Raw genomic sequence first — 21,511 nt, 5'->3', positions numbered from 1 at the left:
TTCTTAAAAACATGGGTACGGCTTTCTGGGAGTAAATGGCTCTAGTTCCCGTCACTCAAGCTTTTTCTCCCTTTGTAGTTCATCTGTACGGGGGAACTTCCGTTAGAAGCGTCCTCATCAGGGAATACGGGTCTTCCGTACTTAGCGGGCTAATTTGTCTCGACGAAGGCCGGGAATCCTTGCAGAGTCAGAGGTTTTAGCATTAACTGAGCTAAGTTGAGCTTTTTTCAGTTAATTCAGAGCCAAAGTGGATGGAGACTTTAGCCATCTGGTGATACCGAGCGTTTCCGACTGGCTGGCTCAGAATCCCGCTCTTGGGTGGGGCGCAATAGCGGGTGTAGCGGCGTTAGCCTTGCTGGCAACACAAGCATTTAACTCAGATGGGTGCGAGTTATTGACTCTCGCCGTTTTACCTTCAACACTTATCTTTTCCTTCTACCGTCTGCCAGAGCGGTCTGTCTTTGAAACTTGGCGAAATCAGACACCTCCAGAGTTTCTCTTCGCCGTCAAAGGTAGCCGCTTTCTCACTCTTAAGAAACACATTCTCAAACCCTTATGGTTGAATGATTTCAGCTAATTGTGTTTCTTCCATCTGTTGGGGATGCGCGAAGCGTCCCTTGCAGGCTCACATGAAGAAGTTGAAAGACCCTGAAGAACCCCTATCTCGCCTGATGGAGCGGTCATCGGGTTTGGAGGAAAAGCTTAGACCGATTCTATTCCAGTTTCCTCACACATGGTCGATTAATAGCGATCGCCTTGAGTTTTTAATTAAACTTCATCCAAAAAAAATTGAATAAAAATCAAATAATTACTACACTACTAAAGCCATTTATTGCTGATTGCAAGGTAGCGAATATAACTATAAATAAAAGCATTCATCATTAATCTCAATCCTTATAGCGAGGAAACTCATCATGGTACAAAAACATGGGTCTTGGACAATAAAATAAACTAGCCACAAGTATCAAAATCCGTTTATCAATGTCCGTGAAGACCAAGTTATTCAACCAGACGGGAAACCGGGTATCTATGGCACCGTCACGATAAAACCTGGCGTTGCGATTCTGCCGATAGATAGCGATCGCGTAGTCTATCTTTTTCGGCAATTTCGATATACGCTTGGGAAAGAAAGTATCGAAGTAGTGTGTGGTACAATTGAGGAGGATGAACCTCCCCAAGAAGCCGCACAACGCGAAGTTCAAGAAGAGCTTGGAATCAAAGCAAAGGAATGGAGTGAACTAGGGTTTTTTCATATAGATACATCAATTGTTTATTGCCCCGTGTATCTATTTCTGGCTCGTCAGTTAACATTCACACAAATCCATCAAGAAGGTACAGAAACGATAGAAAGACTTCGTATTTCCTTGGATGAAGCCGTCCAAATGGTGATGGATAGCAAAATCACACAGGGACTAAGCTGTGTAATGATTCTCAAAGCTCGTAACGTACTTGCTCAGTAATGTTAGAGAAATACCGTTCAATCCAAAATTGGAACTTATGAACTTCAAAATAAACCTAAGTAACTATTTATCCAATTTTAAGGTTAGCTATTGATGTGTTTACTGGCAAAAATCTGCATATTAACGAGCGTTTCCCACTTAATAATGTGCTGCCTACAGTGACAAAATATGATGTGTGGATAGTCAGCCAGAATTTTTGTACTTTGAATTTTTTGATTGCGGCATCATATAGACACATTGAAAGGACTGAGTAGGACTTGTATGTTGACAGAAATACAATTAAATGATATAAGTTTAAAATTAGAAATTTCTCCGACTGAATGTTATGAATAGGTAGGCAATTGCTGAGAAGAATTTCACCCCTGCCTGACATCCTAAAATTTACCCAATTTTCTTAATGCCGAAGTCAGAATCAATCTCTATTTCAAAAGTAACTCGCTACCAAAATGCAGCACTTAATTACTACCTGGGGCTGTTAGATTCGCCCTATCTTCATTATGGCTATTGGGAAACTTTACCGGTTCCCGCTGAGGAACTAACGATTGGGCGGCTACGAATTGCTCAGGAAGCTTATGCCGCTAAACTCTTTGATTTCATTCCCGCAGGGACACATACAGTGTTAGATGTTGGCTGTGGCATTGGGGGAAATGCAGCTTACCTGCTTGAGCGTGGCTTTGCTGTTGAAGGACTCGCACCCGATCCGTTTCAACAAGAGCGGTTTCTCCAGTGTACCCACGGTCATGCCATCTTCCACCTAACGAATTTTGAAAATTTTAAGGCAACCCACTCCTATGATCTCATTTTGTTGAGTGAAAGTAGCCAGTATATGGCGGCTGTCGATATTGCTCAAGGTGCTGCCAATCTTCTTAGCGGTGGTGGCTACCTTCTGCTGGCTGATATGATGCGCTCTGATCCCAATTATCAAGAAGGAATTTTTTCTAACTGTCATGTTGTCACAGAGCTTCATACAGCCTTAAAGCAGGCTGGGTTCAGTTTAGTCAAATCTGAGGATATTTCCGCCCAAATTCTGCCCACCATCGATCTGTATGTTGACACTTTTCGCCGATTTGGCATGAACACGATCAACTATATTGCAGATTTGATTGCGATCGCAGTTCCACCGTTATACAAACTTCTGCGTTGGATCTTTCATCGCTGGGTAAAAAAGCTGGTTGTTGAAGGATTAGAAGCACGTCAACTTTTTGAGCGGCATCTCTGTTATGAAATCCAACTGTGGCAGTTATCTAAACCAGATGGACTTTAAAAAACGAATGTGCATTTAACTGGCATAGTCTAAATACAGGATAAAAGCGATCAATCCCGCTCCCTAGCGGCAACAACTCAGCCAATTAAATGGGTAACAGCTTACCCCTCCCTGGTATTTCTAAGCCGTCATAACCTTAGCAGAGTTCAGGGAAACTCTACTTTGTAAATTTGTCGGTTCACCATGACGGCATCTCCTGCTACCAATTTCCGGGCGCGTCGAGTCTCAGTCGTACCGTTCACTTGCACTTCACCACCTTGGATCATTATTTTCGCTTCACCACCGGTCTGGGCGGCACCAATCCACTTCAAAAATTGGTCAAGCTTAATCGTAGAATCATCTGTCATTGCCAAAAATTTGCAATCTCTAAGGGTTGGTTAGTCACGCAGTCGGGGAAGAGTAAGGCGCTAACGGCGCTTTACACATCACCAACCAGTTTAGTCGGCTTGCAACACAATTAAGCAAATGTCCTCAGGGTAATCTCCTAAAAGTAGTCCATTGGATAGATGATAATTTCCGAGAATTTACGGAGGTATTCACATATCCGTACTCTTATCTTGGTAGGTAGACCACAACCAGAGTTCACTGAGCTTAGTCATGGATCTGTGGATGAATGAGCGCTCTTGGTTACGAGCAAAAGGTTTTTATGGAACGTACTATTACTCTCCCGGTTTTTGTCGAGTTCAGCTTATCCCTCTTAGGCTTTATTTTACTGGCTTGCTTGTTTTTCCAACACGGGAATGTTGACAGGCAGGGAACGGTGATGGAGATGAGTAGAGTGGCTGCGATTGCGGTTTCTCAGTAAGCCTATCTGTTAACATCCCTGCTGCCGGAGATTTACGGCATCTTACGGTTTTAGTAGGCAGGGTGCATTTTTTCACATCGCGATCGCTAATTCTAGCGATTTTAAATCGAATGCAAGCATATAGTTTCAGGGGTACGGTAATATCCATCGTGCCCCTGTCTTGTCTTTAGGGGGCAAGAGTGATGACCTCAGTTCATCCTGTAACCCTCCTGAACAAGGAGACAAGCTATTATTAAGGAAGGTAAATAATTATCTCAAAAATCAGAGTTAGAGTTACAGATGATATTTGGATTTGGTAAAAAGCACAGTATTCCCTCTTCCCAAGAGGCATTGCCAGGACGGGCAGAACCTATGCCAGTACCTGCCCATCACTTTGTTAACGGTAATCCCCTCAAGCCGCCCTATCCAGAGGGAATGGAAATTGCGATGTTTGGCATGGGGTGTTTCTGGGGAGCAGAACGTAAATTTTGGCAGCTTGACGGGGTTTTCACCACCGCTGTTGGCTATGCCGCCGGAATTACTCCCAACCCCACCTACAAAGAAGTTTGTTCGGGTATGACGGGTCACAATGAAGTGGTTTACGTGGTATTTGACCCAAAAGTCATCCGTTACGAAACACTATTAAAAGCCTTCTGGGAAAGCCACGATCCCACTCAAGGAATGCGTCAAGGGAATGATGTTGGCACTCAATATCGTTCGGGAATTTACGTCTATTCCGAAAGCCAAAAGAAATTAGCTGAAGCTTCACGAGACGCTTATGAGCAAGCTCTAAAAGCATCCGGTTTTGGGAAGACGACAACAGAAATTATCGATGCGCCTGAGTTCTACTACGCAGAAGGCTACCATCAACAATATCTCGCCAAAAATCCTGGTGGGTATTGTGGTTTAGGGGGTACGAGAGTTTGTTTCCCTGAAAATGTGACACTGGGGAGTTAGTACAGATCACTAACGGTTCTTTTTGCTCCCATAGATTGGCTCAATCAGCATGATTCCCCTCTAAGATTATGTCCGGCTGAATACTTACACTTTGGTGGAGATAAGGCAGAAGGCAGAAGGCAGAAGGCAGAAGGCAGAAGGCAGAAGAGAAGGAGGAAGGTTGCAAGGTAAAAGGACATGATGGCTGTTTAGCCGGACATGATATAAGACATTGGGGAGAATTAAGGGGCATGAAAAATGTGCATTGGCAAATTCGGGATGCTCCTTGTGTTCCACCGCCTGAATTTCAGCCAATACGCTGCTTGAGCCAGAAGCCCAGCAAAGGTAAAGCAATTTGATAGCTGTACTTAGAGCCATAAACGAGACCTTTATGCTCTAAACTTGCCAAAGCCCCTTGAAGAGAACCCCCTCTAGAAAGTCGGTGTTTTTTAATGTATTCGCGGCTATGAGGGCTATCCGTAGGATCGAGAGCTAGGCTTTCTAATACCTGAACTTGACTAGGAGGGAGTAGTAAAATCAGCGATTCGTAGGTAATGGATAAATCTTCCATGAGGGCCAAAGCACTACGATGGACGTGATGCGCTTGAATTAGCCCTTCTGGTTGGTTGCCATTGAGAAGGAGTGAATCCCGGCAATCGAGCCAAATACGTCGAGCCAGTGCGATCGCATCCCCTAAGTGTCCCTGAACATAACTTAAGAATAAGGCGATCGCTTGTCCATCCGCATCAAAAGTTAATCCCACAGAACTCATCGCAGCCAGCAGCCATGTCCGAAGTTCTTCATCCCCCAGAGGGGCTAACGAGACAACCTGTAAGCTAATATCTTCCACCCAAGGCTCTGCGACTGTGGCAATCAGCGCATAACTGACATGAGCGTGATTGGCGATTTCTTGACGCAAAAACGCTTCCCATTTGCCTGCTCGATCCCAAGAGCGGATATGAGGGAAATTCCGAAACATCATCAACACTCGGCAATTGAGTTTCTCAGCCATCACTTGGGGTAAGTGCAGCAGGGTTTGCAACAGCGTCCATTCCCCCCCGGCGGATAGGTGCCAGACTAAACGAGGTTGTCCGTTGGGCGATTCCTCCAAACTCAGAGGATGCGATCGAATCCACTGCTCAATTAACGTCAATTCCTCCGGTGCCGCAAAGACGGACATCAAACTCTCCGCCAACAAGAGCAAAAAACGCTCTCCGTCCGTGGCTCGCATACAGTCAATTTCTATGACTCTAGCCCCAATCTTGTCTGCCGCCCAACGGATCAGAGAACGCCGTCCACTACCGGGCACTCCTGCAATCAGCAAATCTCCATCAACGGAGAGAATCTCAAGCACCTGTTGCAGTTCTTGTTCTCTTCCAACTAAATATTGCGGCACAAACGGATTAACAACCATCTTCCTAGCTTTTGAACAGGGCGCAGCAGTCCCTACCCTACTTCATTATTAAGGGGGGGAAAAGATCGGGAAAAATTAGAGAGATATGGAATCCCTCTAATTTTCAATGATCTTGGCTTGGTTGTGGAAGCGGTGCAATCCGATCTTTGAGTCGCGTCTATCCTAGTCCCTTAACCCAGACAAGCTGCTAAATCCTGATCCGGCGTTGTAATGGGCTTAAGGTTGTATTTTTCCGATAGTAATTTAAACACATTTGGTGAAATAAACGCTGGCAGCGTTGGCCCTAAGCGGATATCCTGAATTCCCAGATACAGGAGTGTCAGCAAAATCGATACAGCTTTCTGTTCGTACCAAGAAAGAATCATGGACAAGGGCAACTGATTCACATCTACATTGAAGGCATTCGCCAACGCTAGAGCAATCTGAATCGCGGAGTAAGCATCGTTGCATTGACCCACATCCATTAAGCGGGGAATACCACCAATATCTCCTAAGTCTTTGTCGAAGAAGCGGAACTTACCGCAAGCAAGAGTCAGCACCACGCAGTCTTGAGGTACTTTTTCTACAAACTCGCTGTAGTAACTACGCCCTGACTTGGCACCATCACAACCGCCGACTAAGAAGAAGTGGCGAATATCTCCCCGTTTGACGGCTTCAATCACTTCACCCGCCACACTGAGGACGGCGTTGCGAGCAAAACCGGTTAGGACTTGGCGCGGTTCGCCATCAGCGGTAAACCCTGGCAGTTCTAACGCTTGTTGGATAACAGAGGTATAGTCATCGGTTTCTAGGTGCTTAAGTCCAGGCCAACCAACCGGGCCAAGGGTGAAAACGCGGTTACTGTAAGCATCATGAGGCGGCATCAAGCAATTGGTGGTCATCACAATAGGCCCAGGAAATTGAGCAAATTCCCGAACTTGATTCTGCCATGCGGTGCCGTAATGCCCGTAAAGATGGGGGTATTGCTGCTTTAAGCGGGGGTAGCCGTGAGCGGGTAGCATTTCCCCGTGGGTGTAGATGGAAATTCCCGTATTTTCGGTTTGTTTGAGGAGTTCTTCCAGGTGTTTGAGGTCGTGTCCCGAAATCAGGATGGCTTTGCCTTGCTTGGCATTGAGGGGAACCGAGGTAGGGACAGGATGACCGTAAGTGCTGGTGTTGCCGGCGTCGAGGAGTTCCATCACTCGTAGGTTGATTTCGCCCAACTTCAGCGCCATATTGACCCACTCATCGAGGCTGATGTCTTGGCGACCGAGTGCGGCTAAGGCTTCGTGGCAGAAGTTATAAACGCGGTCATCTTCTTGACCCAATTCTTGGGCGTGATAGGCGTAGGCGGCAATCCCTTTGAGTCCGTAAAGGATGGTGAGTTTCAGGGAGAAAATATCGACGTTTTTGGCAGAACTGCTGATAAACTCGAATTCGATATCTTTACCTTGTTGGACTAAGGCTTCGAGAGTGTCAGCCGGTTGGAAGGATGAGAGAGCAGTAAATTCTACGGGTGTACCAGTGAGTTGAATTTTCGCTTTTAAATCATCACGCAGTGCGATCGCACGCTGAATATACTGGACAAAACACTCTGGGTCAAAGTTAACGTTCGTTAAGGTAGAAAAGAGCGTTTCACAGCTAAAGACATCGGCTTCGCGGCTACGGATACCCAACTGATGAGCTGCTAGCGCCACTTCTCCGAGTCCGCGCAGGCAGTGGGTCAACAAATCTTGTAGTGCATCGACTTCTGGACTTTTACCACAAGCGCCCCATTGCTCGCATCCTTGTCCTCTGGCGGTTTGTTCACACTGGCTGCAAAACATAGCTCACTTCCTTCTTGTCTCATCTATGCCTACTCTAGGATTGGTCAAAGGAAAGCGCCTTGACTTAAGTCAATCTTGCGGAAATTGCCTTTCTCAGTAGTGCAGACTGGCGAACATAACTAACCAACTCCCCAGCTCCTCAGCACCCCAGCTCCTCAGCATTACGGGGCAACTACGGAAGGATTACCCCTACAAATACTGATCGGATAATTTACTCTCAACAAATTTTAGGTTTCTGTCTTTAGTTAGAGGTTTGTATTCATTGCAACAAACAATAAAAATTATTCAACTTGAGATAGATGAGATAGATAAAATCTTCTGGAAAATAGGGAATTAGATAGAAGCACTAAAAGGAAAAATTGTTCTCATGAAATTCAAGAAAAATCGTTGGCAAATCTTGGGAGTTACTGCCTTATCTTCCTTAGGATTGGCAATCTTCCCTAAGACTTCCATGGCTAATCAAGCCCCATCATTATCCCAGACTTCCGATGGATATCAGGTCGCGCAAGCCACTGGAACTAGCTGCCGAGAAGTAGATGTTAATACAGCCCTTAACGTTCGTCAGCAACCGGGGGGACAAGTAATTGGTACATTACAGAATGGACAAAATGTTAATATTTCCGGTGAGCCGATGAATGGATGGGTCAGTATTTCAGGCCCCATGGATGGTTATGTATTTGCCAGGTATTTGAACTACTGTGCTGGAGCAGCAGTACCACCCCAACCCATGACTCAAACACCTATGGCTCAAACAATGCCAAATCCTATAGCAGGTGAAAGGATTTCTACTGTACCGGGCAGTAATTGCCGTAGGGCTGTTTCTCCCAATCTAGCCGTTCGTTCCAAACCCGATGGTGAGGTAGTTGGAACACTCGATGAAAATCAGAGGGTGTTTATCGCCAACGAGGGTGTTAACGGTTGGGTGCCCATTGAAACACCGATAAGCGGCTTTGTACGTTCAGACAATCTAGGCTACTGTGGTCAATGAACGCTTCTAAAAAATGATATCCTCAACCAGTAAGGATGCAAAATCAAAGCGGTCAACGTTTGAGGATGTTCGATGCAAGCCTCTGAACTTCGTAAATTTTTAGCTACTGTTCAACTGTGGCGGGGTCTACCAGAAGACCAATTGGATGCGTTAGCTAAAATTGCGATCGCACAAACCTATCCTAAAGGTAAAGTCATTTTTGAGGATGGGGATGAAGGTCGGGGATTTTTTGTGGTCAAGTCGGGTCGAGTTAAAGTTTATAAGCTCTCGATTGAAGGGAAAGAACAAATCTTACATTTGTTTGGAGCTGGAGAGCATTTTGCTGAAGTACCGGCATTTGATGGGCAATGTTTCCCCGCCTCAGCGGCGGCTATTGAGAAAAGTGAGTTATTATTTTTTCCCCGAACTGAGTTTTTGGCACTCCTAGAACAGCACCCAACTCTAACTATTAATATACTGGCAATTTTCGCCCGTCACTTGCGCCGATTTGCCCAGATTATTGAAAATCTTTCATTTAAAGAAGTGCCAGGACGACTGGCAGTTTATTTGCTGTATTTGAGCGATCGCAATGACCAAAGCAATGAAGTAGAACTCGATATGACCAAGACTCAATTGGCGGCTTTTTTGGGGACGATTCCGGAAACTCTCTCGCGGGTGTTTGCCAAGATGAGTCAAGATGGGTTGATTGCGATCGAGGGTTCTAAGATTCAGTTGTTAAATCGAGAGCGTTTGATAGTCTTAGCAGAAGGTTAACCAAGACAATGTAAAGAGGGGTTCGCCTTATAAGCTGACGCGCATCTAAATTTGAAAAGTTAGCGTCTGAAATTATTTGCTGGCTTAGATTACCCTCTAAAACTAGATAAAAAATAGCTAATCCAGCCCCAACTTATAACGACGCTGTTCTGGAAATCCCTATTGGCAACGTGTAGATAATAACTTATAGATAAAAAACAAAAGCCAGTGACTATTCAAACTCAGCGCACCAGTCGCTTTATCGACCCTTGGCCTTATGTGGCTCTGGGGGCAGCGCTGCTGGTGTTTTTAGCCTTGCTCAGTGCCGGCTCATTCCAGAAAACCCTGCTATCGACAACCGTCAATGCCAGCGAAGACGAACCCGTTCAATTAGCACCACTCACCCTCCGGCGGCAAATGATTGGTGCGCTGCGTGTCGAAGTCAAAGCCTTGCTGCCAACCAACACATGGGTAACCTACGAAATTCAGCTCCTCGATAACCAAGGGAAGCCCTTCGCCTCTGCCATCAAGCAAGCCTGGAATGAATCCGGCACCTGGTATGAGGATGGGGAATCTGGGAGTTGGCAAGAAGAAGACGTGTTAGGAGGACTCGATGTTCGTGCCAAGCAGAATGAAACAGTGACAATTGCGATCGCTGTTTTAGAGTATGGCAATGCATTAGGGCAAGAACTCGATCAACCCGTGCCGTTTGAAGTGATCGTGCAAAATGGTGCTATAGATACACGCTATCTGTGGGCGGGTTTGGTTGGGACTTCATCTCTGGCTCTTGTAGCCTTATGCGCCACTCCGCTCACAGGGAAAAAAGCGATCGCCAAAACCATTAAGGATAGCGACCCCAGCGATCGCGCTACAGTAGGTGGAGCAGGTCGCCTGGTGCGCGTCAATGTCGATGTCGCTTCCGACGAAACCTCCCCACCCCAACTGGAAGTTCGTCTCTGGCTGAACGACCCCTATGGCGAACAAATCTATACTCGCTCCTTTCCTCTGCATCTCAGCTTTAAAAAAGAAGAAGGCAAAATCAAAGGAGCCACGGGTCATTTACAGACATTCTTCATTTTAGAACCCCGCAGTTCCTACGGTTTCCATGTGGAAGTATTGCCCGATAGACCGATTGATAGCACAACGCTCACCGTCCGTGATGGAACCCGTACTCTGAAAAGCGTCGAGGTAGTGAAAATTGACTCCTCAATGAGTCCAGCATCCAGTTCGCCCCAGGATAGTCCCCCGGCCTGAGAACACACAATCTCACTGTTGCCTAATACCGCTCAAAATATAAATTCCTGCCATGTTAACTAAGATTTTGACAGCCGCCGCGATCATCATCGCCCTATTCACCATTACCGCCGGTTACAGTCAGCGCTCAGCCCTCACCCTGCGGGAAGAACGACAGAGCCACTACTGGCCCCGGCATAGCACATACATCTCTGGTTATTACTACCGAGGCGTTTGGGACCCTCTGCCTAATCGTTCAGCTTATGGTAGCTTTCGCGGGGGCGGTCCGAGTACCGGAAAATAGACGATGGAAGATGCAATCCCACCGAACAACCCAGAAGTCGGGTTATCTCCCTCTAAATCTCCGCATCCCTCTCTCTGTCGCGATCAACGTTGGCTACTACTCGCTGCTGCGGCTGTTTCCTCTAGCTGTGGACTGGCGGTAGAACTCCTACTGGGAACCCTCGCCAGCTACCTCGTTGGGAATCAAGCTTTAGCCTATGGCGTCTCGGTTGGCGTCTTCTTAGCCGCCATGGGTATCGGTTCTTACCTGAGTCGGTTCATTGCAGTAAATACCAGTTCCCAGTTTCTACAACGCCAACTCCTGTTAACCTTTGTCAAAATTGAACTGCTGATTGCCCCCCTCACGGCTGTTTTACCCCTAGGGCTGTTTGCGCTGTTTGTCAGCAATGGTTCTATCTGGCTGGGTTTATTCTTCGTCACCATTGTGCTGGGAATCCTCGCCGGACTGGAGGTTCCCCTACTGACGCGGATATTGGAACTAGAGGAAGGTGTGCGTGAGGCTTTAGCGGGTGTTTTAGCGCTGGATTATGTCGGTGCACTGTTGGGTTCCCTCGCCTTTCCTGTGCTTTTGTTACCGCTAATTGGGATGTTTCCCACGGCCTTTGTTTTGGGTGCTTTACCGGCTTTTATGGTAGGTGCGATCGGGTGGCGATTTCCCAAACTGCGTTTCTGGGGACGTATCGGGTTATTGACTGGTGTTCTGTTGTGTGGCTTAGCTCCTCTATCCGTACCCCTGAGTAATGCTTTGGAAAACACTCTTTATAACGCCCCTGTTATCACCCGCATCCAAACCCCCTATCAACGTATCGTCTTGACGCGGCAGGCAAACGATGTGCGTCTCTTCCTCAACGGCGATTTGCAATTCTCCACCCTGGATGAATACCGCTACCATGAAGCGTTAGTACATCCTGCCATGAGTGCCAGTACGGGGAAGCGCCAAGTTTTGGTTCTCGGTGCGGGTGATGGGATGGCGCTGCGGGAAGTGCTGAAGTGGCCTGAGGTAGAACGGGTCGTGCTGATTGATCTAGATGCCGCCGTGGTGAACTTGGCACGCCATCATCCTCAGTTGGTACAGGTGAATGGCAAGGCGTTTGCTGACCCTCGTGTGGAAGTAGTCTTTGCTGATGCGTTTGTGAGTGCACCCGCCCTGAACGAAACCTTTGATGTGATTATTGCTGACTTTCCCGACCCCGATCAAGAGATTCTTGCCAAGCTTTATGCCGAAGGGTTCTACCGCCGCCTCTTGTCCCGACTGACAGATACAGGCGTTTTAGTGACTCAGGCTTCTAGCCCCTTTTTTGCACCCAAGGTCTTGAGTTGTATTGCGGCAACCCTGGCAGATGTGGGACTATCCGTACATCCTTATGTTGTGGATGTTCCCAGTTTTGGCCCCTGGGGTTTTGTCTTGGCGTCGAGGCAGTCGATTCAATCGGACAGCCTAAAGTTATCAGTGCCGACTCGCTTTCTGACTCAACCCATGCTGCACACTTTGTTTCAGCTACCGGGGGATGTCAAGTTAGGGAATGTTGAGGTCAATCGCCTCTCCCACCCCGTGATTGTACGCTACCAGTCTGACCCTCGTTGGGCGGCTTACTAAATATGCTATTGGTTTGGATTGGAATCATTGCCATTGTGAGTGCTGGAATTGTCCTGTTAGTACTCCAGCAACGGGGTGTCTTACCAGGCACTGGCGGCAGTCGGCATCTGCCACCTGTAGAACGCACGGTGTTTACCCTGGAAATTGGGGATATTGTGCAGTATATGGATACGGATTGGGTTGTGGAAGGACGCCTCACCTATGAGGACAAGGACTATACCTGGTTTGAGTATCTCCTCCAAGATGGGGAGCGCATCCGTTGGCTTTCTGTGGATGAAGATGACCGTGTTGAGGTTGCCTTACTAGAACCGACGACTCAACTAGAAGTTAGCCAGCAACCCCCCAAGCAAATCACCTTTGCGGGTGAAACTTACCGTTGTGTTGAGTCAGGCAGGGCAACTATGACTCGCATCGGCACCACCTTAAGGCGCACAGGGGAGCATTGTCGATATTTTGACTATCAAGGCAGCAATGATCAAGTGCTTTCCATCGAGGACTGGAATGGAGAAATTGAGGTCACTGTGGGACAGCGGATTAATCCCAGAATGCTGATGCTGTTACCGGGTGATGGCAGCCGGGTGTATAGGAATTAGCTAAACGAGAACACCAAGAATCTATCCCGCTTTCACGATAACAGGGGATGCTACAAAAATATAGTTGATTTTGAGGAGATAAGAAGAATCACGCCCCTTATCCCCCCATCCTCTTATGCCTCCAACTTAACCCAATTCAATCATTGAATCGATAGTTTAAGCTGATTCCACTAGCGGCATGTCTTGTGCTTGAGCATCAGTTTGGTTCGTTGTAGAAACGTTGTTTTCAAAAATTGGCTGACGAGAAGCCAAATCAAAGCGATAGCCATGGGGCAGAATATGAAGCTTAACTCCACACAGTGCTAAGTCTTCGTCCTTTAAAATTTGACCCAGGTTGGTATGAGTAATTCCTGATACATCAAGAACGGTAATAGCACCTTCTCCAACGACCTCAATCTGATTATTCGTCACTACAATGGCTGTGTTTTCATCGATCCCAAATCCCAAGTTAACCGGCTGTTGTGCCACCGCTGAGAGTAAGCGTCCAATACGTCCGCGCTGAGCAAAATGCTGGTCAATGACGACCCCCGGAAGGAACGCCATCCCAGGTTCCATTTCCACAATTTCGATGCGAGGATTGGTCTCGGAATCTCCCTCTACAATCATCATATCGGGCATCATGGCAGCTCCCGCGCTGGTGCCTCCAATTACCAGTCCTTCAGCCAGCCGTTTGTGAAGCAGCCTATCGAGTTCAGTCTCCCTGAGAACGCTGGTAATACGAGCCTGATTGCCGCCTGTAAAAAATACACCCGTAGCCTTGTCAATTGCTTCTAAGTAGGTTGATGTATTAGCATCTTCTCGCTCAACAGTGTCAACAATGCGGACATCCTCAACCCCCAGTCGCTCGAATATTCGCATATAGTCTTCGCCGACTTCCCTGGGTAGTTCCGTTGCCACTGTCATCACAACAATTCGAGCATTAATTCCCCCAGAACGTCGCACAAATTCCCGAAGAATTGTGCAGTCTCCTTGCTTGTCTTCCGCCCCGCCGATAATCACCAACTGTCTGTTCGTGTCGCTGACCACCATAGTCCCTTGAGCCTTTACCTTGAGCCTTTAGTTGATTCCTTTATCTATTAAGACTGACAATTTTGGCTCCTTAAACAGCCGAATGGTAGATTTTTATACAGAAACTCAAAAAGATTTTAGTCATAAAAAAGACCCTTACTCCAAGGGTCAAAGGGGAAACAGGTTTAATTAAGACTGAAGTCTGTTAGCGAAATGCTACGCTTTCTTCCTTGAGGATGAGGTATAAAGCAGGAGTTTGTAATTCTTAACCCAGAATCCCCTTTTTAGTGTTCAATCCAGTTTCTTAATGAAAACTGTAGTGATTGTGCTGCTGGCTGGCAATTAAGTTTTCTAAAAGCAAGCGTGCACGCTCTAAGGGAAAATGCTTGGGTTTGCCGTTGGCAACAATCTGGTACTCGTCACTATATTGACCATCGCCATAGCCAGAAATTAGTTTGAGGTGAAACGCTTTTTCAGCAAGTTCTCGGACTTCATCTCTGAGAGAAGTTTTTGTGCTATTCATCTCTACTGCCTCCTAAGGCTTTCTTCTATTTATTCAATCGCGTGGGTTTCTCTAACCTCCCTCAAAAGTTGTATCATTCGATACAAAACCCTTCTTCCCAAGGATTGAGCAGCAAAGATACGTCCTCTTTTGAGTCTTTTGAGCGATTAGAGGGTGAGTGAGAGGAGTGAATTTTGGGTGTGATTCCACTAAACCCTCGTAACGCCACTGGATAGAGCAGCCCGAACCCTTAAGCAGTCGCGCAAAACGTACTGTCGCTTCAGCCATAAGCTCTCCGAGCCGAACTGGAATGGTAGAGCGATCGCCGCATCGCCCTGGTTGGTCGCATTTGCACTAGCGAATCGGAATAATTACGCTTGAGAAGCCTCGTCATATACAATGCACTAGCCAAACCATTGAGGGTTAGTGAGTTTGATCAGGCATACAAAGATGTGCCTCGCGAAAGCGCCGATCCTGTAAAGCCCGGTCTTGAGTTGCAGTCCTTGGTACTATCTTCTCCTTGTCTGTCACCTCCAACACGTTTTTTATTTTCTCTTAACAAAAGACTCTCTGGATTGAGGGGTGATCTCCACCTCTAGATATCCTGCGATAGAGGAAAACACAGTGGTCATTAAGATAAGTTCAATGGGGAGCAAGATTCAGGTGGAAAGCGGGTAAGATGCCCAACCTTTAAGTTCAATCCCTGGACTCAGTCGTCACCCTCAAGGCTCAACTTGACCTAACTATTAAAAGTCTCTTGTAAGCACGACTCCGTCTATAGATTATTGAATATTTAGAGATTTAGAGATAGGGAGATAATTAATGATTTTAGAGATAAATGCGGATACTCTTCGGATCAATGCTAGGAAGACCGATGCTTTCGATATTTTTAACATCCAGCATTACATCGGACCCAATCCCTACTTAGACAGTGCGGCGCTCGTCTTTGATTTTGCCTTTACTGGGCATTTAGCGCCTCGACCGATTGAGGACTATGTCGCCATTATTAGCGATCGCTTCCCAGAGTTGAGGAACCAAACTGCCGACTCTTACGCCGATTTGTTTGCGCGAACGGTATCTGAAGCGGGAAAACTCGACATGGGGCTGCACCTGGATCGTTGGAATCTCAAACCCTATAAGGATTTCGTCAGGGTTAGCGTCCCAACCGTTCATGCCCGTACTCAGCGAGCCGTCGTTTACGCCGTTTGGGACTGGTTTGAAGCGATCACTCAAGGCGAAGAATTTTTATTTGAGGAACAGATCAAAGCGCTTCAGGATATGTTCCGGCGTTCTGTTTACGGTGGTCCAACCGTCTACGCCTTGCTCCGGACAGCCGGGGATCAAGGGATTCCTGCCTTTTATCTGTGGGATGAAGGACTCATGCAATACGGCTATGGGAAAAAGCAAGTTCGCGGCAGCGCCACAACTTTTGACTGTGATAGCCATCTAGACTCTGACTTTACCACCCGCAAGGATGACTGTAAGGCATTTTTAAACAATCTCGGCTTTCCTGTACCGAAAGGGGATGTGGTTGTCTCCCGCAAGGAAGCTTTGAAAGTCGCCGACAAGATTGGTTATCCTGTCGCCGTCAAACCCGTAGCCGGTCATAAAGGAATTGGAGTGACAGCTGAGGTGCAAAACGCCGAAGAACTCGAATTTGCCTTTGAGCGGGCTGTCGATGCCATTCCTGAGAACCAAGGAATTGAAGTCATTGTTGAGAAAAGTATCTCTGGGGTGGATTTTCGCCTGCTTTGTGTTAATGGGAGATTCGTTGCTGCAACCGAACGCCGTCCCGCCTCAGTCGTGGGTGATGGCTATTCCACGATCGCACAGTTAATTGAGCGCGAAAACCGTAAGCCGGAACGGACAGACTCCGCTACCTCCCCTTTAGGTAAGATTCAGTCGGATGAGTCCATGGCACGGTATCTAGAGGAGCAAGGCTTATCAACGGATAGCGTGATTGAAAAAGGCCGCACCGTCTATCTTCGCAAAGTCGCGAATCTGTCAGCGGGAGGCTTGAGTATTGATGCCACACGCACGGTTCACCCTGACAATATTATCCTGGCGCAAGACATCGCCCAGCACTTTAAGCTGACTTGCTTGGGCATTGATGTGATTGCCCAAAGTTTGACAAAATCATGGAAATCTGGCAACTTTGGCATTATTGAAATCAATGCAGCTCCGGGCATTTCGATGCATCTTCGACCGGCTGTCGGTGAAAGTGTAGATGTGCCTTCTCATATCCTGGAAACATTCTTTGCATCGGGTACGGATGCCAGGATTCCGATTATCACCTTTAACCGGATTTCGGTTCAAGACCTGCAAGAAACAATTGACCATATTCTTCTACAACATCCCGATTGGACAATTGGGGCTGTATGTCGCGATGCCGTCTTTGTCAATCGCTCCGAAAAAATTCTGCATCGAGATTATAATACCAACGTGCAAAACCTGTTACGTAATCCCAAGCTTGACCTATTAATTGCCGAGTATCAGGAAGGCGTTTTGGAACGAGATGGGATGTTTTATCACGGCAGCAATATGGTTGTGCTGGATAATCCTACAGAGACGGAAATGATGCTGACGCGAGATATTTTTGACGACTCCATTGTGGTGATTAAAGAAGGAGATAGTGTCTCAATCCGACGCGAAGGTTTAATTGAACAGTACACCCTGGGTGCGGCTGAACCCTTTACCCGTGTCCATTTAAAGGAAATTGGAACGCTTTTATAATTAAGCAGGCGAAAAGAAAAAAGCTCTCTTGCCTTCTACCTGAACAAGAGAGCCTGATTTGTCTGTGGTGTGAGGAGCAGACCAATTTCTTCAACTCTGCTCACCGATCAGGATACTCAATAAATATGACGAAAATGTGAAGCTCGTATAACCGTTTTATGACATGGGTGACACTTCTAATTGTTAGCAGTTGTACATAGAATTTGGAGAATCCGGACTGGTAAAATGCCCATCCCCACAAAAAACGGTGGTCAATTTAAGGACAAGTGAAAGGTACGAAAGCTCTGTATGATAGGTCTGGATACACCTTAGCGATAAAGTTGCTTGCTCCAGACGTAATGATTTGATGGAAATTATCCAAGTTGTACCGATGCTTCCCCCAGCCATTGATGGTTTGGGGGATTATGCGTTAAATCTTGCTCGTCAACTGCGTCGAGAATTTAACCAAGAAACGCATTTTTTAGTGGGTAATCCAAACTGGCAGGGAAAGAGGGAAATTGAGGGATTTCCGATTAGTGTTTTGCCCCATCGTTCTAGAGGTGCTGTGCTATCATCCCTGAACGAAATTAGCGCCTCACCCGCCCCCGTTTTACTGCATTATGTGGGTTATGGTTACGCGAAACGGGGTTGTCCTGTCTGGTTAATCGATGGCTTACTGGGTTGGCGAACGACAGGTGTCCATCGGTTTCTAGTGACGATGTTCCATGAACTCTATGCCTTTGGGCCACCGTGGACAAGTTCTTTTTGGCTATCAGCGTTGCAAAAGAATTTGGCGATGCGTTTGGCGAGACTGAGCGATCGCATTCTTACCAGCCGACAAAACTATGCTAAATCACTCTATGACTTAAGTTCCGGCAAACATACCGAAATTCCTACCCTACCCGTGTTCTCTAACATCGGAGAACCTGATCAAGTATCTTCTTTAACTCAGCGCGAAAAACGTATTGTCGTGTTTGGCAGTCCCAGCAATCGAGGACGAGTGTATCGCGAATCTTGGGCCGAGTTGCAGTTAACCTGCGAGTTACTAGGGATTGAGGAAATCTGGGATATTGGTGCAAAAACGGGTTTAAATTTATCTTCTATGAATGGCGTACCGATCGTGGAACTGGGAGAGCGATCGGCTGCCGAAATCAGTGGTTTCTTGTTAAAATCTCTCGCCGCTTTCTTCAACTACACCCCTGAGTTTCTGGCAAAATCAACGATATATGCCGCATACTGTGCTCACGGTTTACTTCCTGTGAGCCATGTGGGCAGTCCTTTTCCGGTTGATGGAATTATTGAGGGAAAGCACTTTTGGACTCCGCATCACCAGACAGACGGCTTAAGATCATTAGAATCATTGCAGGCGATCGCCGATCAGGCTCACGCTTGGTATCAAACCCATAACCTATCAGTACAAGCTCAAACTTTTGCGGCACTGCTAGCAAACAACGAGTGAGTGGGTATTAGTAAGATTAGTTGAGTTTAAAGGAGCTAGTTGCGATGTTTCAATCCATGAAGAAGTTGGTAGACTATTACATCCGCAATTACGATCCCGCCATGAAGCACGGTGAGGAGGGCGTCAAGCAGTGTGGTTACAAAGCTTACGTTGGCGGAGACTATGAACAAGGTAGCAACCAGCAGCTCGACTACTGTATGAACAGGGGACTCAAACCCAGCGATGTCTTTGCTGATATTGGCTGCGGTTCACTGCGTCTGGGACGAAAGCTAATTCCCTATTTGGAAGAAGGGAACTATATTGGCATTGATCGGGAAAAACTTTTGATCGACTTAGCCATTGAACATGAAGTCGATCCAGGGTTAATGCAACAAAAAAAACCTCACTTTATTATTACCGATTGCTTTGACTTCGCTCAGCTGCCGAAAAAGCCAACCTTCTGTGTGGCGTTCTCCCTATTTACTCACCTTGCTCCTTCAGATATCAAACTTTGCCTGAAAAATTTGCGTCCCTACGTAGAGACAGGCGCTGTTTTTTACACCACTTTTGGGGACGCCCCCATCCCCATTCCTCAAATCTACCAATCTCATAGCCACAGACTATTTGTTTACACCCATAGCCAGATGCGGAAATTCGGTGAGGAAGCGGGTTTTGAGGGAAGTTTCGTCGGAAGTTTTATTGGAGAAAAAGATGCGCCGAACCAACACCGCGTATTTAAGTATGTAGCGGTTTAAATTAACAATAAATGCTATCAAATTAATGTTTCATTCAGTGCATCAGTATCTTCATGTTAAGACAGTCTGCCAAATCTAAACTACAAAAAATATCACCTCAGCCTCTACTAGAACTGGCATACGATCTTCGGTACTTTGGCTTACCCGAACCGTTTAGAACAGTACGGCCCCATTCTCTTCTTTCTTATATCAATCTTTTCTTTCTACAAGAACTAGCGCAGCGATTAGAGCGGGAAGAAATTCCTGGCGATTTTGTCGAGTGTGGTGTTTACCGGGGTGGGAGTGCAGGCGTATTAGGTTACGAAGCAAAGCGTTCAAAGTTTAGCCGCAGGCTTTGGCTTTATGACTCATTTGCAGGGATGCCAGAAACAGTGGAAAAGGATGATGATTCTTCGCGTTCACTGACAGGTTCTTATGTTGGATCTGAGCAGCAAACTCGCAGAATTATGCATCGGCTAAAGGTTCCGGAGGAACAATATACAATTGTTGTGGGGTTATTTGAGGATACATTCCCTGCGGCAGAGCGAGTTGAAATCGCTTTATTACACATTGATTGTGATTTCTATAATCCAGTCAAACTGTCTTTAGAAAAATTTTATGAATTCGTTCAACCTGGAGGTTATGTCCTATTAAACGATTATGGTTATTTTCAAGGGAGTCGGTTAGCCACGGATGAATTTATCAGTCAGTTGAATCATCCCGTGCATCTGGTACAGATTGACAAAGAAGCATATTACTTTCAAAAACCAAAGCTGAATTCTGAAAATATTACGCCGTAGCTGGATGATTTTCTGGATAACGTCATCCATTAAATTGCAGACTAAGAATAGCCCAAGAATCGGATGAAAATTTTGCTCTACTCTTCTGTATTTTGGCCTTCTCTGGGTGGCGTTGAGACAATCACGGCTACACTCGCTGAAAATATTGTTCGGTTAGGACAGGAATGTATCGTTGTTACAGAAACTGCTTCTGAGCAAGAAGATAACCGGAGTTATAGAGTGGTTAGACAGCCAAAACTGAGAGAGCGATTTGAGCTGACACGTCAATGTGATCTGGTACATTCTAATGGTGCAAGTATTGCCATGTTCCCTTTTGCTAAATTAAATAATAAACCGTTCATTTGGACACACAATGGCTATCAAGTTTCCTGTGTTGATGGTTTAGGTTGGGTAGATGGTGAACCCGCCCCCATGACTCCCCTACCTTCCTTAATTTACCACTTGAAGAAAAAAGGTTTAATTCACTTTCTAAGAGAGTTTATTAAGTTAGGAATTAGGCGTTATGTCGCTGCTCAGGTAGATTTGAATATTGCGGCTACAGAGTGGGTAGCTAAACGACAACCTTTAAAAAATCAAATCGTATCCTACACGCCCTATCCTCTTAATCAATTCAAATTATCAAAAAGCAAATTATCTAAAAAGTATGATTTTATCTATGTGGGTCGCTTAGTGAGTGAGAAGGGTGTGCCTGATTTAATTAATGCATTTCATTTACTCCTGTCTTCTCCTAATGGTAGAGGGAAAAAACTGGCTATTGTCGGCGAAGGGAATATAAAGCCAGATTTGGAAAAGCTGGTAGCAAAACTAAAAATTACTGATAATGTATTTTTTTTAGGTTCTCAGTATGGTAAAGATTTACTAGAAATCATGGCTCAAAGCCAGATTGCTGTTGTCCCCTCTGTTTGGGAAGAACCAATGGGAGGAGTGGCATTAGAATTATTAGCTGCCGGGAAAAATATCATTGTATCTGAGTTTGGAGGTCATGCAGAATGTGTAGGTAATGCTGGGCTTAAATTTAAGAATGGAGACTATCAATCACTTTATGAATGCATGATAAAACTTATGACTGATGAGTCACTGGCTAAGGAACAACTGGAAAATGCTTCTCTTCAAGTGAAGCTATTTGATGAAATGAATCTGACAAAAAAATATGTAGATATATATCAATCCTTATTAAATCATAAGCCAATTCAAAAAAATATATAGAA

At 46.0% G+C, this 21,511-nt stretch carries 23 protein-coding genes; 17 read left to right on the top strand and 6 right to left on the bottom strand.

Translation table 11 applies throughout. From position 1 onward, the window contains the following. Positions 1–247 precede the first annotated feature (247 nt). Both MIC7113_RS39345 and MIC7113_RS39340 read left to right on the top strand, forming a co-directional pair. Positions 248–577 carry a DUF72 domain-containing protein gene (locus tag MIC7113_RS39345; RefSeq protein ID WP_051055817.1) on the top strand — a complete coding sequence of 110 codons (330 nt, stop codon included), beginning with the start codon at positions 248–250 and terminating at the stop codon, positions 575–577. A 52-nt stretch (positions 578–629) separates the two neighbouring features. Continuing rightward, a complete protein-coding gene (locus MIC7113_RS39340; RefSeq protein ID WP_172642215.1) occupies positions 630–797 on the top strand; it encodes a DUF72 domain-containing protein in 168 nt (55 codons plus the stop codon). Positions 798–887: 90 nt separating this feature from the next. Here MIC7113_RS39340 and MIC7113_RS38340 read toward each other — a convergent pair whose 3' ends face one another. Continuing rightward, positions 888–1,106, bottom strand: coding sequence for a hypothetical protein (locus MIC7113_RS38340; protein WP_226883546.1), 219 nt, complete (start codon positions 1,104–1,106; stop codon positions 888–890). On the opposite strand from MIC7113_RS38340, the gene MIC7113_RS34310 reads away from it, so the two are divergent. Both MIC7113_RS34310 and MIC7113_RS27840 read left to right on the top strand, forming a co-directional pair. Further along, on the top strand, positions 1,002–1,460 hold the full coding sequence (locus tag MIC7113_RS34310; RefSeq protein WP_315889695.1) for an NUDIX hydrolase: 459 nt from the start codon (positions 1,002–1,004) through the stop codon (positions 1,458–1,460). The two genes, MIC7113_RS38340 and MIC7113_RS34310, sit on opposite strands and share 105 nt — an antisense overlap. 397 nt (positions 1,461–1,857) lie before the next feature. Then, positions 1,858–2,724 carry a class I SAM-dependent methyltransferase gene (locus MIC7113_RS27840; protein WP_015185538.1) on the top strand — a complete coding sequence of 289 codons (867 nt, stop codon included), beginning with the start codon at positions 1,858–1,860 and terminating at the stop codon, positions 2,722–2,724. Between the two features lie 146 nt (positions 2,725–2,870). On the opposite strand, the gene MIC7113_RS27835 is transcribed toward MIC7113_RS27840, so the two are convergent. Continuing rightward, positions 2,871–3,071 carry an RNA-binding S4 domain-containing protein gene (locus tag MIC7113_RS27835; protein WP_015185537.1) on the bottom strand — a complete coding sequence of 67 codons (201 nt, stop codon included), beginning with the start codon at positions 3,069–3,071 and terminating at the stop codon, positions 2,871–2,873. 299 nt (positions 3,072–3,370) lie between these two features. On the opposite strand from MIC7113_RS27835, the gene MIC7113_RS27830 reads away from it, so the two are divergent. Then, on the top strand, positions 3,371–3,529 hold the full coding sequence (locus MIC7113_RS27830) for a hypothetical protein (protein ID WP_155898105.1): 159 nt from the start codon (positions 3,371–3,373) through the stop codon (positions 3,527–3,529). 279 nt (positions 3,530–3,808) lie between these two features. Beyond that, entirely contained in the window at positions 3,809–4,465 is a 657-nt protein-coding gene (msrA, locus tag MIC7113_RS27825) for a peptide-methionine (S)-S-oxide reductase MsrA (protein WP_015185535.1), read from the top strand. Between the two features lie 286 nt (positions 4,466–4,751). Here msrA and MIC7113_RS27820 read toward each other — a convergent pair whose 3' ends face one another. Further along, entirely contained in the window at positions 4,752–5,858 is a 1,107-nt protein-coding gene (locus MIC7113_RS27820) for an ATP-binding protein (protein ID WP_015185534.1), read from the bottom strand. 170 nt (positions 5,859–6,028) lie between these two features. After that, positions 6,029–7,663 carry a hydroxylamine reductase gene (hcp, locus tag MIC7113_RS27815; RefSeq protein WP_015185533.1) on the bottom strand — a complete coding sequence of 545 codons (1,635 nt, stop codon included), beginning with the start codon at positions 7,661–7,663 and terminating at the stop codon, positions 6,029–6,031. Positions 7,664–8,030: 367 nt separating this feature from the next. Here hcp and MIC7113_RS27810 point away from each other — a divergent pair, with 367 nt between their 5' ends. The 6 genes from MIC7113_RS27810 to MIC7113_RS27785 all read left to right on the top strand — a co-directional run bounded on the left by MIC7113_RS27810 (position 8,031) and on the right by MIC7113_RS27785 (position 13,109). Continuing rightward, on the top strand, positions 8,031–8,651 hold the full coding sequence (locus MIC7113_RS27810) for an SH3 domain-containing protein (protein ID WP_015185532.1): 621 nt from the start codon (positions 8,031–8,033) through the stop codon (positions 8,649–8,651). A 72-nt stretch (positions 8,652–8,723) separates the two neighbouring features. Next, the gene (locus MIC7113_RS27805; protein WP_015185531.1) at positions 8,724–9,404 is read left to right on the top strand and encodes a Crp/Fnr family transcriptional regulator; all 681 of its coding nucleotides are present in this window, start codon (positions 8,724–8,726) and stop codon (positions 9,402–9,404) included. A 207-nt stretch (positions 9,405–9,611) separates the two neighbouring features. Further along, positions 9,612–10,637 carry a hypothetical protein gene (locus MIC7113_RS27800; RefSeq protein WP_015185530.1) on the top strand — a complete coding sequence of 342 codons (1,026 nt, stop codon included), beginning with the start codon at positions 9,612–9,614 and terminating at the stop codon, positions 10,635–10,637. 52 nt (positions 10,638–10,689) lie between these two features. After that, on the top strand, positions 10,690–10,920 hold the full coding sequence (locus MIC7113_RS27795) for a hypothetical protein (RefSeq protein WP_015185529.1): 231 nt from the start codon (positions 10,690–10,692) through the stop codon (positions 10,918–10,920). 3 nt (positions 10,921–10,923) lie between these two features. After that, entirely contained in the window at positions 10,924–12,516 is a 1,593-nt protein-coding gene (locus MIC7113_RS27790) for a polyamine aminopropyltransferase (RefSeq protein WP_015185528.1), read from the top strand. 2 nt (positions 12,517–12,518) lie between these two features. Further along, positions 12,519–13,109, top strand: a complete 591-nt coding sequence (locus tag MIC7113_RS27785) for a DUF4178 domain-containing protein (protein ID WP_015185527.1) — start codon at positions 12,519–12,521, stop codon at positions 13,107–13,109. 156 nt (positions 13,110–13,265) lie between these two features. On the opposite strand, the gene MIC7113_RS27780 is transcribed toward MIC7113_RS27785, so the two are convergent. Continuing rightward, positions 13,266–14,138, bottom strand: a complete 873-nt coding sequence (locus tag MIC7113_RS27780) for a cyanophycinase (RefSeq protein WP_015185526.1) — start codon at positions 14,136–14,138, stop codon at positions 13,266–13,268. A gap of 283 nt (positions 14,139–14,421) precedes the next feature. Beyond that, positions 14,422–14,640 (bottom strand): hypothetical protein, encoded by a 219-nt coding sequence (locus MIC7113_RS27775; protein WP_015185525.1) that lies wholly within the window; start codon positions 14,638–14,640, stop codon positions 14,422–14,424. Between the two features lie 801 nt (positions 14,641–15,441). Here MIC7113_RS27775 and MIC7113_RS27770 point away from each other — a divergent pair. From MIC7113_RS27770 to MIC7113_RS27750, 5 genes are all read left to right on the top strand, one after another. Next, positions 15,442–17,352 (top strand): ATP-binding protein, encoded by a 1,911-nt coding sequence (locus MIC7113_RS27770; RefSeq protein WP_015185523.1) that lies wholly within the window; start codon positions 15,442–15,444, stop codon positions 17,350–17,352. A 346-nt stretch (positions 17,353–17,698) separates the two neighbouring features. Beyond that, the gene (locus MIC7113_RS27765; protein WP_015185522.1) at positions 17,699–18,790 is read left to right on the top strand and encodes a hypothetical protein; all 1,092 of its coding nucleotides are present in this window, start codon (positions 17,699–17,701) and stop codon (positions 18,788–18,790) included. A 44-nt stretch (positions 18,791–18,834) separates the two neighbouring features. Further along, a complete protein-coding gene (locus tag MIC7113_RS33890; RefSeq protein WP_015185521.1) occupies positions 18,835–19,524 on the top strand; it encodes a class I SAM-dependent methyltransferase in 690 nt (229 codons plus the stop codon). Positions 19,525–19,577: 53 nt separating this feature from the next. Continuing rightward, complete coding sequence (locus MIC7113_RS27755) at positions 19,578–20,303, top strand: TylF/MycF/NovP-related O-methyltransferase (RefSeq protein ID WP_015185520.1); 726 nt, start codon at positions 19,578–19,580, stop codon at positions 20,301–20,303. Between the two features lie 63 nt (positions 20,304–20,366). Beyond that, entirely contained in the window at positions 20,367–21,509 is a 1,143-nt protein-coding gene (locus tag MIC7113_RS27750; RefSeq protein ID WP_015185519.1) for a glycosyltransferase family 4 protein, read from the top strand. The last annotated feature ends 2 nt before the right edge of the window (positions 21,510–21,511 follow it).

The organism is Allocoleopsis franciscana PCC 7113, assembly GCF_000317515.1.
In the GTDB taxonomy this organism is placed as follows: Bacteria; Cyanobacteriota; Cyanobacteriia; order Cyanobacteriales; family Coleofasciculaceae; genus Allocoleopsis; species Allocoleopsis franciscana.
Note: the sequence above shows the minus strand (reverse complement) of the source record. Positions and strands in the feature narration are given on the sequence as shown.

Coding starts and splice junctions, on each gene's coding strand:
- MIC7113_RS27750 (WP_015185519.1), top strand. CDS start 20,367: ATGAAAATTTTGCTCTACTCTTCTGTATTTTGGCCTTCTCTGGGTGGC.
- MIC7113_RS27755 (WP_015185520.1), top strand. CDS start 19,578: ATGTTAAGACAGTCTGCCAAATCTAAACTACAAAAAATATCACCTCAG.
- MIC7113_RS27835 (WP_015185537.1), bottom strand. CDS start 3,071: ATGACAGATGATTCTACGATTAAGCTTGACCAATTTTTGAAGTGGATT.
- MIC7113_RS27765 (WP_015185522.1), top strand. CDS start 17,699: ATGGAAATTATCCAAGTTGTACCGATGCTTCCCCCAGCCATTGATGGT.
- MIC7113_RS39340 (WP_172642215.1), top strand. CDS start 630: ATGAAGAAGTTGAAAGACCCTGAAGAACCCCTATCTCGCCTGATGGAG.
- MIC7113_RS27805 (WP_015185531.1), top strand. CDS start 8,724: ATGCAAGCCTCTGAACTTCGTAAATTTTTAGCTACTGTTCAACTGTGG.
- MIC7113_RS27775 (WP_015185525.1), bottom strand. CDS start 14,640: ATGAATAGCACAAAAACTTCTCTCAGAGATGAAGTCCGAGAACTTGCT.
- MIC7113_RS27795 (WP_015185529.1), top strand. CDS start 10,690: ATGTTAACTAAGATTTTGACAGCCGCCGCGATCATCATCGCCCTATTC.
- MIC7113_RS27790 (WP_015185528.1), top strand. CDS start 10,924: ATGGAAGATGCAATCCCACCGAACAACCCAGAAGTCGGGTTATCTCCC.
- MIC7113_RS27820 (WP_015185534.1), bottom strand. CDS start 5,858: ATGGTTGTTAATCCGTTTGTGCCGCAATATTTAGTTGGAAGAGAACAA.
- MIC7113_RS33890 (WP_015185521.1), top strand. CDS start 18,835: ATGTTTCAATCCATGAAGAAGTTGGTAGACTATTACATCCGCAATTAC.
- msrA (WP_015185535.1), top strand. CDS start 3,809: ATGATATTTGGATTTGGTAAAAAGCACAGTATTCCCTCTTCCCAAGAG.
- hcp (WP_015185533.1), bottom strand. CDS start 7,663: ATGTTTTGCAGCCAGTGTGAACAAACCGCCAGAGGACAAGGATGCGAG.
- MIC7113_RS27810 (WP_015185532.1), top strand. CDS start 8,031: ATGAAATTCAAGAAAAATCGTTGGCAAATCTTGGGAGTTACTGCCTTA.
- MIC7113_RS27830 (WP_155898105.1), top strand. CDS start 3,371: ATGGAACGTACTATTACTCTCCCGGTTTTTGTCGAGTTCAGCTTATCC.
- MIC7113_RS27785 (WP_015185527.1), top strand. CDS start 12,519: ATGCTATTGGTTTGGATTGGAATCATTGCCATTGTGAGTGCTGGAATT.
- MIC7113_RS27840 (WP_015185538.1), top strand. CDS start 1,858: ATGCCGAAGTCAGAATCAATCTCTATTTCAAAAGTAACTCGCTACCAA.
- MIC7113_RS27770 (WP_015185523.1), top strand. CDS start 15,442: ATGATTTTAGAGATAAATGCGGATACTCTTCGGATCAATGCTAGGAAG.
- MIC7113_RS27780 (WP_015185526.1), bottom strand. CDS start 14,138: ATGGTGGTCAGCGACACGAACAGACAGTTGGTGATTATCGGCGGGGCG.